Annotated in this window: 14 protein-coding genes; 8 read left to right on the plus strand and 6 right to left on the minus strand. The window is 72.1% G+C overall.

The window, feature by feature from the left end:
- Positions 1-8 precede the first annotated feature (8 nt).
- Genes D1825_RS10395 through ctaC form a run of 3 tightly spaced genes read right to left on the minus strand, consistent with a single transcriptional unit; the run spans position 9 to position 3105 of the window.
- The gene (locus tag D1825_RS10395) at positions 9-407 is read right to left on the minus strand and encodes a cytochrome c oxidase subunit 4 (protein WP_118767355.1); all 399 of its coding nucleotides are present in this window, start codon (positions 405-407) and stop codon (positions 9-11) included.
- Positions 404-2224 carry an aa3-type cytochrome oxidase subunit I gene (gene ctaD / locus D1825_RS10400; protein WP_118767356.1) on the minus strand — a complete coding sequence of 607 codons (1821 nt, stop codon included), beginning with the start codon at positions 2222-2224 and terminating at the stop codon, positions 404-406. The genes D1825_RS10395 and ctaD overlap by 4 nt, the downstream gene beginning before the upstream one ends.
- On the minus strand, positions 2224-3105 hold the full coding sequence (gene ctaC, locus D1825_RS10405) for an aa3-type cytochrome oxidase subunit II (protein WP_118767357.1): 882 nt from the start codon (positions 3103-3105) through the stop codon (positions 2224-2226). The genes ctaD and ctaC overlap by 1 nt, the downstream gene beginning before the upstream one ends.
- Positions 3106-3376: 271 nt before the next feature.
- Between ctaC and D1825_RS10410 the strand changes: the two genes are divergently transcribed.
- Positions 3377-4540: a cysteine desulfurase family protein gene (locus D1825_RS10410; RefSeq protein ID WP_118767358.1), complete on the plus strand. Its 1164-nt coding sequence runs from the start codon at positions 3377-3379 to the stop codon at positions 4538-4540.
- Positions 4537-4755: a sulfurtransferase TusA family protein gene (locus D1825_RS10415; RefSeq protein WP_118767359.1), complete on the plus strand. Its 219-nt coding sequence runs from the start codon at positions 4537-4539 to the stop codon at positions 4753-4755. Before D1825_RS10410 ends, D1825_RS10415 begins: the two co-directional genes overlap by 4 nt.
- Positions 4756-4804: 49 nt before the next feature.
- Here D1825_RS10415 and erpA read toward each other — a convergent pair whose 3' ends face one another.
- On the minus strand, positions 4805-5155 hold the full coding sequence (gene erpA / locus D1825_RS10420) for an iron-sulfur cluster insertion protein ErpA (RefSeq protein WP_118767360.1): 351 nt from the start codon (positions 5153-5155) through the stop codon (positions 4805-4807).
- 177 nt (positions 5156-5332) lie between these two features.
- Positions 5333-6490 carry a glycerate kinase family protein gene (locus D1825_RS10425; RefSeq protein WP_233549811.1) on the minus strand — a complete coding sequence of 386 codons (1158 nt, stop codon included), beginning with the start codon at positions 6488-6490 and terminating at the stop codon, positions 5333-5335.
- Between the two features lie 84 nt (positions 6491-6574).
- Here D1825_RS10425 and nadA point away from each other — a divergent pair, with 84 nt between their 5' ends.
- From nadA to D1825_RS10445, 4 genes are read left to right on the plus strand one after another with little or no spacing between them, the layout of a single operon-like run.
- Complete coding sequence (nadA, locus tag D1825_RS10430; RefSeq protein WP_118767368.1) at positions 6575-7786, plus strand: quinolinate synthase NadA; 1212 nt, start codon at positions 6575-6577, stop codon at positions 7784-7786.
- Positions 7787-7791: 5 nt separating this feature from the next.
- Positions 7792-8391, plus strand: coding sequence for a DJ-1/PfpI family protein (locus D1825_RS10435; protein ID WP_118767361.1), 600 nt, complete (start codon positions 7792-7794; stop codon positions 8389-8391).
- A complete protein-coding gene (locus D1825_RS10440) occupies positions 8391-8705 on the plus strand; it encodes an antibiotic biosynthesis monooxygenase family protein (RefSeq protein ID WP_118767362.1) in 315 nt (104 codons plus the stop codon). Before D1825_RS10435 ends, D1825_RS10440 begins: the two co-directional genes overlap by 1 nt.
- Positions 8706-8714: 9 nt before the next feature.
- Positions 8715-9242 (plus strand): acyl-CoA thioesterase, encoded by a 528-nt coding sequence (locus tag D1825_RS10445; RefSeq protein WP_118767363.1) that lies wholly within the window; start codon positions 8715-8717, stop codon positions 9240-9242.
- Here D1825_RS10445 and D1825_RS10450 read toward each other — a convergent pair.
- The gene (locus tag D1825_RS10450; RefSeq protein ID WP_118767364.1) at positions 9239-10600 is read right to left on the minus strand and encodes a dipeptidase; all 1362 of its coding nucleotides are present in this window, start codon (positions 10598-10600) and stop codon (positions 9239-9241) included. The two genes, D1825_RS10445 and D1825_RS10450, sit on opposite strands and share 4 nt — an antisense overlap.
- A gap of 32 nt (positions 10601-10632) precedes the next feature.
- Between D1825_RS10450 and D1825_RS10455 the strand changes: the two genes are divergently transcribed.
- Both D1825_RS10455 and D1825_RS10460 read left to right on the plus strand, forming a co-directional pair.
- Positions 10633-11235: a DUF3043 domain-containing protein gene (locus D1825_RS10455; protein ID WP_118767365.1), complete on the plus strand. Its 603-nt coding sequence runs from the start codon at positions 10633-10635 to the stop codon at positions 11233-11235.
- Between the two features lie 48 nt (positions 11236-11283).
- Positions 11284-12291 carry an aldo/keto reductase family protein gene (locus D1825_RS10460; RefSeq protein ID WP_118767366.1) on the plus strand — a complete coding sequence of 336 codons (1008 nt, stop codon included), beginning with the start codon at positions 11284-11286 and terminating at the stop codon, positions 12289-12291.
- The last annotated feature ends 43 nt before the right edge of the window (positions 12292-12334 follow it).

A 12334-nucleotide genomic window follows, 5' to 3' on the forward strand; every position in this document is an offset into this window, starting at 1 on the left:
GATCCAGGTCAGTGCGCGTGCTGCCCGCGGGAGTACTCGAACACCCAGCCGACCAGGGCGATGATGCCCAGCACGACGCCGATGCCCGAGAGCCAGAAGCCGACCGCGAAGCCGAGGAACGTGACGGCCCCGGCGACACCGATGGCCAGCGGCCACCAGCTCCACGGCGAGTACACGCCCTGGTCGCCGGCGCCCTGCTCGATCTCGCCGTGCTCGTCGTCCTCGGGACGCGGGTCGATGCGACGCGACAGGAGCGCGAAGTACGCGCCGATCATGCCGACCATGCCGCCCACGAGCGGGATGCCGAGCATGCCGACGGCCTCGCCGTCGCTCCACACGCCGTAGATCAGGCCGACGGGGATGAAGAACAGCACCCCGTAGAGGAAGAGCTTCGTCTCGAGCTTCACTTGTCGCCCTCCTCGTCACGCGAGGACGCGGGGCGCTCCTCGATGATGACCGTCGAGGACTGCTCCTGCTCGCCCGAGCCATCCGCGACGCGCTCCTGCGCGAGCTCGGTCTCGCCGCGGCGGTCCGCCTCCCAGTCCAGCGGGCCCTTGGTGGGTTCCGGCTCGACGAAGTCCATCGCGGCGACCTCGGGGTGGTGCAGGTCGAACGCGGGGCGCTCCGAGCGGATGCGGGGCAGCGACGTGAAGTTGTGCCGCGGCGGCGGGCAGCTCGTGGCCCACTCGAGCGAGGCGCCGTAGCCCCACGGGTCGTCGACCTTCACGAGCGGGGCGTTGCGCCACGTCGTGTAGACGTTCCAGAGGAACGGCAGGGTCGAGGCCGCGAGGATGAAGGCGCCGATCGTCGAGAGCTGGTTCATCCACGTGAAGCCCTCGTCCGGCGAGTAGTCCGCGTAGCGACGCGGGAACCCGATGACGCCCAGCCAGTGCTGGATGAGGAACGTGGTGTGGAAGCCGATGAACAGCAGCCAGAAGTGCCACTTGCCGAGCCGCTCGTCGAGCATGCGGCCGGTCATCTTGGGCCACCAGAAGTAGAAGCCCGCGAACATCGCGAACACGACCGTGCCGAACACGACGTAGTGGAAGTGCGCGACGACGAAGTAGGAGTCGGACAGCTGGAAGTCGAGCGCAGGGCTGGACAGGATGATGCCCGTCAGGCCACCGAAGAGGAACGTGATCAGGAAGCCGATCGTCCACAGCATCGGGGTCTCGAACGTGAGCTTGCCCCGCCACATCGTGCCGATCCAGTTGAAGAACTTCACACCGGTCGGTACCGCGATGAGCATCGTCATGAACGCGAAGAACGGCAGCAGCACCGAGCCCGTGACGTACATGTGGTGGGCCCACACCGTGACGGACAGGGCCGCGATCGCGATCGTCGCGTAGACCAGGCCCTTGTAGCCGAAGATCGGCTTGCGGCTGAAGACCGGCAGGATCTCGGTGATGATGCCGAAGAACGGCAGCGCGATGATGTAGACCTCGGGGTGCCCGAAGAACCAGAACAGGTGCTGCCAGAGGATGGCGCCCCCGTTCTCGGGGTTGAAGACCTGCGCTCCGAGGCGGCGGTCGGCACCCAGCGCGAACAGCGCGGCGGCCAGCGGCGGGAACGCCATGAGCACCAGCAGCGACGTCACCAGGATGTTCCAGGTGAAGATCGGCATGCGGAACATCGTCATTCCGGGCGCACGCATGGTGACCACGGTGGTGATGAAGTTGACGGCACCGAGGATCGTGCCGAAGCCGGCGAGCGCGAGGCCGAAGACCCACAGGTCACCGCCGAGCCCGGGCGAGTACACGGTGTTCGACAGCGGCGCGTAGGCGAACCAGCCGAACGAGGCGGCGCCCTGCGGCGTGAGGAAGCCCGCGGCGGCGATCAGGCCTCCGAAGAAGAACAGCCAGTAGGCGAACATGTTGAGCCGCGGGAACGCCACGTCGGGCGCGCCGATCTGCAGCGGCATGATCACGTTGGCGAAGCCTGCGAACAGGGGCGTCGCGAACAGCAGCAGCATGATCGTGCCGTGCATCGTGAACGCCTGGTTGTACTGCTCCTTGGACTGGAACACGTCCATGCCCGGCGTGAAGAGCTCGGCGCGGATCAGCAGCGCCAGGATGCCGCCCACCGCGAACCACACGAAGGACGTGATCAGGTACATGTACCCGATCGTCTTGTGGTCGGTGGAGGTGATCCACTTGATGACGGTGCGGCCCAGCGTCTGGCGCGACGGCGCCAGCCCCGGGATCGTCTCAACGGCGTACGCCATCAGTCGTTGCCTTCCTGCGTGGCGCTCTCGAGGTCCTGCAGGCGGCTGTACTCGAGCCCGAGGGAACCCTCCTGACCCTTGGCCTTGAGCTCCGCGATGTGCTTGTCGTAGTCCTCACGGGACACGACGTTGACGTTGAACAGCATCGACGAGTGGTACTCGCCGCAGAGCTCGGCGCACTTGCCCTCGTAGTTGCCGATGACCTTGGGCGTCAGCTGGAACGAGTTCGTCTTGCCCGGGATCATGTCCATCTTGTACAGGAACGCCGGGACCCAGAAGGAGTGGATGACGTCGCGCGACTCGAGCGTGAAACGGGTGCTCTCGTTGACGGGGAGCCACAGCGTGACCTGGTCCTTGAGCACGCCGGTGCCGGCAGCACCGACGTCCTGCGCGTGCTGGCCGGTCTCGTAGGCGTCGTCGTCGAGGTAGTTGAAGTCCCAGCTCCACTGCTTGCCGATGACCTCGACGTGGTTCTTGGTCGGCGTCGAGGTGTCCTGGATCGCCGTGACGTCGCGGTTCGTGTAGTAGAAGAGCACGCCGACCATGACGATCGGGAGCACGACGTACATGAACTCGAGCGGGACGTGGTACCGCAGCTGCACGGGCAGGACGTTGTCGTCCTTGCGCTTGCGGTAGACGGCGACGCACCAGAGCATCAGGCCCCACGTGATGAGGCCGACGATGAGCGCAGCGATCCACGAGCCGACCCAGAGGTTGACGATGCGACCCGTCTGGTCCGTGATCTCGTTGTCGGAGTTGCCGGGCAGCCAGCCGCGCTGCACCTCGGCGGAACATCCGCTGAGGGCGACCGCGACGACGGCTGCGAGGCCGGCCATTCTCAGGGCCGTGCGCCGCTTCCGGCGGGGGGTGTCCGGGTGCACTGGGGACCTCTCACTCGCGTCCCGTTGGCGCGCCACCCAAGGCAGGCAGCCGTCACCCGGGACCTTCGTCCTCGACCCGTGCAGCCTAGCGCGCCGACCAGCCGGTTTCGCCCCGGGGACACGACTTCGCGACACCGTGTCAGCACCGTCACACCGGCCCGCCGCAGCTCGGCGAGCGAGCGGGACGGGCACTCGCGCGTGCTCATGCGGCCCCGCGGGCTAGCGTGCCTCCGTGAGCTCTCCTGCCGACGACGCCACCGCGCGCACCGATGTGACGGACGCCACTGCGCCGCGCAGCGCCCCGAGGCGCGTGATCCTCGACGCCGGGGGCCGTGCGCCCCTGCTGACCGAGGCGCGCGCCGCGTTCGTCGAGGCGCTCGACCAGGGCTGGGCGGACCCGCGGCGCCTGTTCTCCGAGGGGCGCCGCGCCCGGATGCTGCTCGACGGCGCCCGTGAGGCGATCGCGGGCGTCGTCGGCGCGCGGACCGAGGAGATCGATCTCGCGCCGTCGCACGTGGCCGCGCTGCACACTGCGGTCCGGTCGGTGGCGCGCGGCCGGCGGCGGGTCGGGTCGGGCGTGGTCGTCGGCGCTGTCGAGCGCGCCGCAGTGCTCAACGCCGCGGCGTTCGTCGCGGGCGACGCGCGCCTCGTCGTCCCGGTCGACGCGACCGGCAGGGTCGACGCGGCAACGTTCGCCGCGGCCGTCGCCGCACCCGGGGTCGCGCTCGCCGCGCTGCAGCACGCCAACGGTGAGGTCGGCACGCTCCAGCCGGTCGACGAGGTCCACGTCGCCGCCCGCGCGGCCGGGGTCCCGCTGCTCGTCGACGCCGGCGCGAGCCTCGGACACGTGGCCGTCCCGCCGAGCTGGGACCTGCTGGCCGCGGACGCGGGCGACTGGGGCGGACCGGGCGGCATCGGCGTCCTGGCCACCCGGCGGGGCGTGCGCCGCTCCCCCGACGGCCCCGAGGACGACGACCGCTGGTTCCCCGGCGGCGTGAGCGTGCCTGCGGCCCTCGCGGCAGCCGTCGCGCTCCAGGTCGCCGAGCAGCGGCGGGTGGCGGAGGCGCAGCGGCTGCACGCGCTCGTCGACCGTGTCCGCGCCCGCGTCGCGGCCGAGGTGCCGGACGTCGACGTCGTCGGCGACCCCGACCGCCGGCTCCCCCACGTCGTGACGTTCTCCTGCCTGTACGTCGACGGCGAGGCGCTCGTCACCGCGCTCGACGCCGAGGGCTTCGCGGTCGGCTCCGGATCCGCCTGCACGTCGAGCGCGCTCGAGCCCAGCCACGTGCTCGCGGCGATGGGCGTCCTCACGCACGGCAACGTGCGGCTCGCGCTGCCGGCAGGCACCACCGAGCGCGACGTCGACGCGTTCTGCGACGCGCTGCCCCGCCTTGTCGCGCGCGTGCGCTCGGCCCTGGGCGTGGAGGGGCTGTGACCGTCGTCGACGCGCGTGGCCTGCGCTGCCCGGCACCCGTCATCCGGATCGCGCGCGCCGCCCGCGACGCTGCATCGGGGACGCACATCACCGTCCTGGCGACCGACCCGGCGGCCGTGCACGACGTGCCCGCGTGGGCGCGGATGCGCGGCCACGCGATGGTGTCCAGCACCGAGGCGGACGGCGAGTACGCGCTCACCGTGGAGATCGGCTGACACGACGAAGGCCCGGCCGATCGGCCGGGCCTTCGTCACGTCGCTGGGATCAGCTGAACGAGCCGCCGCACGCGCAGGCGCTGCCGGCGTTCGGGTTGTCGATCGTGAAGCCCTGCTTCTCGATCGTGTCCGCGAAGTCGATCGTGGCGCCGTCGAGGTACGGGACGCTCATGCGGTCGACGATGACCTCGACGCCGTCGTAGTCCTTCGTGACGTCACCGTCGAGGTAGCGCTCGTCGAAGTAGAGCTGGTAGATCAGGCCCGAGCAGCCACCGGGCTGCACGGCGACGCGGAGACGAAGGTCGTCGCGACCCTCCTGCTCGAGGAGGCTGCGCACCTTGTCCGCGGCGAAGTCGGTGAGGAGGACGCCGTGCGTCGCAGTCTCGGTGGTCTCGCTCATGGGTCTCTCCTGGGTGCTGGCGGTCGGTGCTCGGGCCCGGGTCCCACGATGCAGCGATCGCCGACCCCGTTCACGGTCGGCAACACGCGCCTTCGCGCGATTGTTCCCGGCCGGTTCCAGCGTACGTCTCCTGCGCCCGGATGCCGCATGACGTCCGCCACACCACGCCGAGGCTGTTCAGCGCGACCAGGTCCGCGCCACCCGCTCGGCGCGCCGCTCGAGCGACCCTCCCGCGTCGGCCAGCGCGACCGCGACCTCGTCGGGCCCCTCGGCGACCGCGTACGCGGCCGTGACGCCCGCCGCCGACAGCTCACGCCGCCCGACGAGCACCTCGCCGGCCAGGACGACGGCGGGCACCGCGTGCGCGAGTGCCCGCGCGGCGACGCCGGTGGTGACCTTGCCGTGCAGCGACTGCCAGTCGAACCGCCCCTCGCCGGTCACCACGACGTCCGCGACCGCGAGCCGCTCGTCGAGCCCGACAGCGTCGGCCACGAGGGCCGCGCCCGGGACCAGGCGCGCGCCGAGCAGCGCGAGCCCGAACCCGAGGCCGCCCGCCGCACCCGCGCCCGGCGCGGTGAGCAACCGCCGCCCGGCGCCGCTCGGTCCGGCCAGCAGGTCGGGACGGAGAGCGTCGCCCAGCGCGTCGATCGCCGCGTGCGCGAACGTCGCGAGCGCACCCTCGAGGTCCTGCGCCTGCTGGGGCGTCGCGCCCTTCTGCGGGGCGAAGCCCGCGGAGGCGCCCTGCAGCCCGAGCAGGGGGACGTCGACGTCCGTCGCGACGACGAGCTCGACTCCCGCCAGCCGCTCGCGCAGCTCCCGCAGCCCGACGAGGTCCGCCGCCGCCACGTCGGCGAGCGCGCCACCGCCCGCCGCGAGGGCCGGCGCGTCCAGGCCCAGGCCGACGAGCGCGCCCGCACCGGCGTCGTTGGTCGACGACCCCCCGAGCCCCACGACGACCCGACGGGCGCCCGTGCCGATCGCCGCGCCGATGAGCTCGCCCGCCCCGCGCGTCGACGTCAGCGTGGGATCGCGGCGGTCGGCGGGCACGAGACCGAGGCCCAGCGCGTGCGCGGTCTCGACGTAGGTCGTGTCGCCGACGACCAGGATCGCCGCAGGCACCGCTGTGCCGAGCGGCCCGGCCACGGTCGCGGCGACCAGGGAGCCGCCGAGGCTCGCGTGCAGGGTCTCCACGAAGCCGGGGCCGCCGTCGGACAGCGGGCACGCGGTCACCTCGTCGTGCGGCGCGGCCCGGCGCCAGCCCGAGGCGATGCGGGCCGCGGCCTCGCGGGCGGTCAGGGCGGTGCCGAAGGAGTCCGGGGCGATGAGCACGTGCACGCGGGCATCGTGACATGCGCCACGTCTCGCCCCGCGACCGACGGGCCCCGTGGCGCGCCGGTCGCCGTGTGGGAAGATCGCGCCGTGAGCACCGCGACCTCCGCTCCCTCCCCCGCCGGCTTCGCCGAGCCCGCCCCGTCGGCCCTGCTGCTGCTGGGCCGAGGAGTCGACCTGGCCTCCGAGCGCGGGGTCGAGTGCGTCGGCGACCTGCCGTCGCCGAGCGACCCCGACCTCGTCGAGCGCGCCCGCGTGGCGCGAGCCGCCCTGGGTGACCGGGCGTTCATCCTCGGTCACCACTACCAGCGCGACGAGGTCATCGACTTCGCCGACGTCACGGGCGACTCCTTCAAGCTTGCGCGCGAGGCCGCTGCCCGGCCCGACGCCGAGTTCGTGATCTTCTGCGGCGTCCACTTCATGGCGGAGTCCGCAGACATCCTCACGTCCGACACGCAGCAGGTGATCCTCCCGGACCTCGCGGCGGGGTGCTCGATGGCCGACATGGCCGCGATCGACCAGGTCGAGGACGCGTGGGACGTGCTCGTCGACGCCGGCGTCGCGGAGTCCACGGTCCCGGTCACCTACATGAACTCGACCGCCGCGATCAAGGCGTTCACCGGTCGCCACGGCGGCACGATCTGCACCTCGTCGAACGCGCACGTCGCGCTGCGGTGGGCGTTCGACCAGGTCGGCGGCGTCGACGGCACCGGCAAGGTCCTGTTCATGCCGGACCAGCACCTGGGCCGCAACACCGCGGTGCTCGAGCTCGGCCTCTCGCTCGACGACTGCGTGGTGTTCGACCCGCGCAAGCCGAACGGCGGCCTGACGACCGAGGAGCTCAAGGCCGCGCGGATGATCCTGTGGCGCGGGCACTGCTCGGTGCACGGCCGCTTCTCCGAGCGCAACGTCACCGACATCCGCGCCGCGGCGCCGGGCGTCACCGTGCTCGTGCACCCCGAGTGCAAGCACGAGGTGGTCAACGCGGCCGACATGGTCGGCTCGACGGAGTACATCATCAGGGCCCTGGACGCCGCCCCCGCGGGCTCGGTCTGGGCGATCGGCACCGAGCTCAACCTCGTGCGCCGGCTCGCGGCCGCGCACCCGGACAAGCAGGTGCACTACCTCGACTCGACGGTCTGCTTCTGCTCGACGATGAACCGCATCGACCTGCCGCACCTCGTGTGGGCGATGGAGTCGCTCGTCGCGGGCCGTACGGTCAACCAGATCGTCGTGGACGCCGACGACGCGCACTGGGCCCGCGTCGCGCTTGACCAGATGCTCGCCCTGCCGGGCTACTGACGAGCATGAGCACCGGGAACGCCCTGCGTGTCGGCATCTTCGTCTTCGACGGCGCCGAGGAGCTCGACGTCGTCGGCCCGTACGAGGTGCTCGCGGCGTGGGCCAAGATCTCGCCGCTGCACCCCGAGGTCGTGACCTTCTCCTGGGACGGCGGCGGGATCCGCTGCGCCAAGGGCCTGTGCCTCGTCCCCGACCTGGCCGCGCCCGACGTCGGCCCGCTGCACGTGCTCGTCTACCCCGGCGGCCACGGCACCCGGGCCCTGGCCGCGGACCCCGACCACCTGGTGTGGGTCCGGGAGATGCGCGAGCAGACGCCGCTCATGACGAGCGTGTGCACTGGCGCTCTCGTCTACGCCGCCGCGGGCCTGCTCTCGGGCCGCACGGCAACGACGCACTGGAGCGCGTTCGACGAGCTCGTCGCGTTCGACCCGAGCGTGCTGGCCGACGACGAGGCGCGCTACGTCGACGACGGCGACGTCGTGACCTCGGCGGGCGTCTCGGCCGGCATCGACATGGCCCTGCACCTCGTCGCCCGGCTCGACTCGGTCGACGTGGCGCGCGCAGTCCGCCGCGAGATCCAGTACGACCCCGCTCCCCCGATCTGATGATCGACGCGCCCGTCCTCGAGCACGCGATGCTCGACGTGCGTCCCGGCACGTCCGCGCAGTTCGAGGCGGCCATGGCCCAGGCGCTGCCGATCATCGAGTCCGTCCCCGGCTGCCGCGGCGCACGGGTCAGCCGCTGCCTCGAACGGCCGGACACATACCTGCTGCTCGTCGGCTGGGACTCGGTCGAGGCGCACACGGTCGGCTTCCGCGGATCGCCGGACTACGGGCGCTGGCGTGAGCTGCTGCACCACTTCTACGAGCCGTTCCCGGTCGTCGAGCACTTCGTCGACCTCGAACGTACTCGTGAGTAACATCGCCTCGTGACCCGCACCCTGCAGCTGGCGCTCGCCACCTACCGCCCCCGCAAGGCCGTGCCCGGCCAGGGCCTGTTCGACCCGTCGGTGACGCGCATGCGCGTGTGGCCGACCGACCTCGACCTGTACCGGCACGTGAACAACGGCGTGTACCTGCAGTGCATGGACGTCGGGCGCAGCAACTTCCTCGCGGACCTCGGCTCGTTCACGGCGCTCAACGAGAAGCACTGGTACCCCGTCGTCGCCGCCCAGACGATCAAGTACCGCCGGTCGCTCACGCTCGGCCAGCGCTTCGAGCTCACGACGACCGTCCTCGGCTGGGACGCGCGCGTCGTCTACCTCGAGCAGTCGTTCTCGCGCAACGGCGAGCACGTCGCTCGCGGCGTCGTCGCGGGCCGGTTCCTGGGCCGTGGCGGCGAGCGCGTCGCGGCGCCGGACGTCGTCGCACTGATCACCGGCGCGCCGGTCGAGAGCCCCGCGCTGCCCGACGACGTGGCCGCCTGGGCCCGCGCGGTGGACGTCGCCGCGCGCTAGCTGTCGACTCGGGCGAGCCGCTCGAGCAGGAGCGCCTCGGCCAGCACGACCTTCTCCAGCTCGCCGAGGTGCACCGACTCGTCGGCGCCGTGCGCGCGGCTGTCGGGGTCCTCGACGCCCGTGACCAGGATCGAGGCCGACGGGTACACCGCGAGCAGGTCGGCGATGAACGGGATCGACCCACCGATGCCGATGTCCACGGGCTCGGTGCCCCACGACTGCGCGAACGCCCAGCGTGCGGCCTGCATCGCGGGCGAGTCGGCGGGCGCGAGGAACGGCTTGCCGGCCTCCCCGTCGCGGACCGTGACGCGCGCACCGAACGGCGCGTGCTCGACCAGGTGGGTGCGCAGCGCGTCCATCGCGGCCGCCGGGTCCTGGCCCGGGGCGAGCCGGACCGAGAGCTTGGCCGTCGCGCGCGGGGTCAGGGTGTTGGAGGCGCTCGCGACGCGCGGGGCGTCGAACCCGATGACGCCGATCGCCGGGCGCGTCCACAGCCGTGCGGTCAGCGGGCCGGTACCAGCGAGCTGCACGCCGTCGAGCACGCCGGCGTCGGCGCGGAACGCCGCCTCGTCGTAGTCGACGGTGGGGTCCGGGGCGTGCACCAGGCCCGCGACGGCCACGTCGCCCGCGTCGTCGTGCAGCGTCGCGATCAGGCGCGAGAGGAGCGTGGGTGCGTCGAGGACGGCGCCGCCGAACATGCCCGAGTGCACCGCGTGGTCGAGCACGGCGACCTCGACCTCGCAGTCGACGAGCCCGCGCAGGGACGTCGTCAGGGCCGGGGTGCCGACGGCCCAGTTCGCCGAGTCCGCGACGACGATGACGTCGGCCTCGAGCTCCTCGCGGTGCGCGTGCAGGAACTCGACGAACGTGGGCGAGCCGATCTCCTCCTCGCCCTCGACGAATACGGTTACGCCGACCGCCAGGTCCTCGGCCAGCACGCGCAGCGCGCCGACGTGGGCGATCACGCCCGCCTTGTCGTCGGCCGCGCCCCGCCCGTACAGGCGGCCGTCGCGCTCGGTGGGCTCGAACGGCGGCGTGTGCCAGTGGGCCTCGTCGCCCGGGGGCTGCACGTCGTGGTGCGCGTAGAGCAGGACCGTCGGCGCGCCGGCCGGTCCGGGGCGCCGCGCGATGACCGCCGGGCGACCGGTACCGACGCGGGTGATCTGCACGTCGGTGATGCCGGCGCCGCGCAGGAGGTCCGCCACGGCCTGGGCGCTGGCCGCCACGTGCGCCTGGTCGAACTCGGCGTTCGAGACGCTCGGGATCCGGACGAGGTCCTCGAGGTCGGAGCGGAGCGCGGGGAACGCGGCGGCGGTGCGGGTGCGGAGCTCAGCGGTGCGGGAGTCGTCGGTGGTCACGCTTCGCCACGGTACTCGACTACCCTTGCGGGGTGTTCGGACGTGACAAGGACCCTGTGACCGCCGCTGCGACCTCGCCGACGGGCGACGAGTCGAACCCGACCGACGTCACCGGCAAGGGCCGTCCGACGCCCAAGCGCAAGGACGCCGAGGCCGCCAACAAGCGCCCGCTGGTCCCGACCGACCGCAAGTCGGCCGGCAAGGCCAACAAGAGTGCGTCGCGCGAGGCCCGCAACCGCGAGTACCAGGCCATGCAGACCGGCGACGAGCGGTCGATGCCGCCGAACCACCGCGGCCCCGTGCGCCGGGACATCCGCGACTACGTCGACGGCCGCTGGAACCTGGGCGAGTTCTTCCTGCCGATCGCCGCCGTGTTCCTGGTGCTGCAGATCAGCCTGGCGAACTCCGCTCCGGACCTCGCCGCGCTCGCCGTCATCATCCTGTACGCCTACGTGATCTTCGCGATCGTCGACGGCTTCATCATGTGGCGCGGCCTGCGCAAGCGCCTGCGGGCCAAGTTCGGCGAGGACAAGCTCGGCCGCGGCCTGGTGATGTACTCCCTGATGCGGTCGTTCCAGCTGCGCCCGACGCGCCTGCCCAAGGCCCAGGTCAAGCGGGGCACCAAGCCCGAGTGAGCCACTCGCGCGCGGTGGGAGCACGCGGCGCGACGTAGGGTTGTTGACATGGTCAACTACCGCAATCTGGGCCGCTCCGGCCTCAAGGTCACCGAGATCACCTACGGCAACTGGCTCACGCACGGCTCGCAGGTCGAGAACGAGCAGGCCACCGCGTGCGTGCGCGCCGCGCTCGACGCGGGCATCACCACCTTCGACACCGCGGACGTCTACGCCAACACCAAGGCGGAGTCCGTGCTGGGCGAGGCCCTCAAGGGCGAGCGCCGGCAGAGCCTCGAGATCCTCACCAAGGTCTACTGGCCCACCGGCCCCAAGGGCGCGAACGACTCGGGCCTGTCCCGCAAGCACATCCTCGAGTCCATCGACGGCTCGCTCGAGCGCCTGCAGACCGATTACGTCGACCTGTACCAGGCGCACCGCTACGACCACGTCACGCCGCTCGAGGAGACGATCCAGGCGTTCGCCGACGTCGTCCGCCAGGGCAAGGCCCTCTACATCGGCGTCTCCGAGTGGACCGCGGACCAGATCCGCGCGGGCCAGGAGCTCGCCACCCAGCTCGGCTTCCGCCTGATCTCGAGCCAGCCCCAGTACTCGATGCTGTGGCGCGTCATCGAGGAGGAGGTCGTCCCGACCTCGGCCGAGCTCGGGCTCTCGCAGATCGTCTGGTCCCCCGTGGCCCAGGGCGTGCTCACCGGCAAGTACCTGCCCGGGCAGCCCGCGCCCGAGGGCTCGCGCGGCACCGACGACAAGGGCGGCGCGCAGATGATCAGCCGCTTCCTGTCGCAGGAGGAGACGCTGCGTCGCGTGCAGGACCTGCGTCCGATCGCCGACGAGCTCGGCCTGTCGATGGCGCAGCTCGCGGTCGCGTGGGTGCTGCAGAACCCGAACGTCGCCTCGGCGATCATCGGCGCCTCGCGGCCCGAGCAGGTCGCCGAGAACGTCAAGGCGTCCGGGGTGACGATCCCCGCCGAGCTCCTGGCGCGGATCGACTCCGTCCTGGGCGACTCGGTCGTGACCGACCCGCGCGAGACCGAGAAGAGCTCGCCGCGCCCGTGAGGTGACGCGTCAGCCCCGGCGGCCGGCTCCTGACGAGCCGGCC

This window comes from Cellulomonas rhizosphaerae (assembly GCF_003470205.1).
In the GTDB taxonomy this organism is placed as follows: Bacteria; Actinomycetota; Actinomycetes; order Actinomycetales; family Cellulomonadaceae; genus Cellulomonas; species Cellulomonas rhizosphaerae.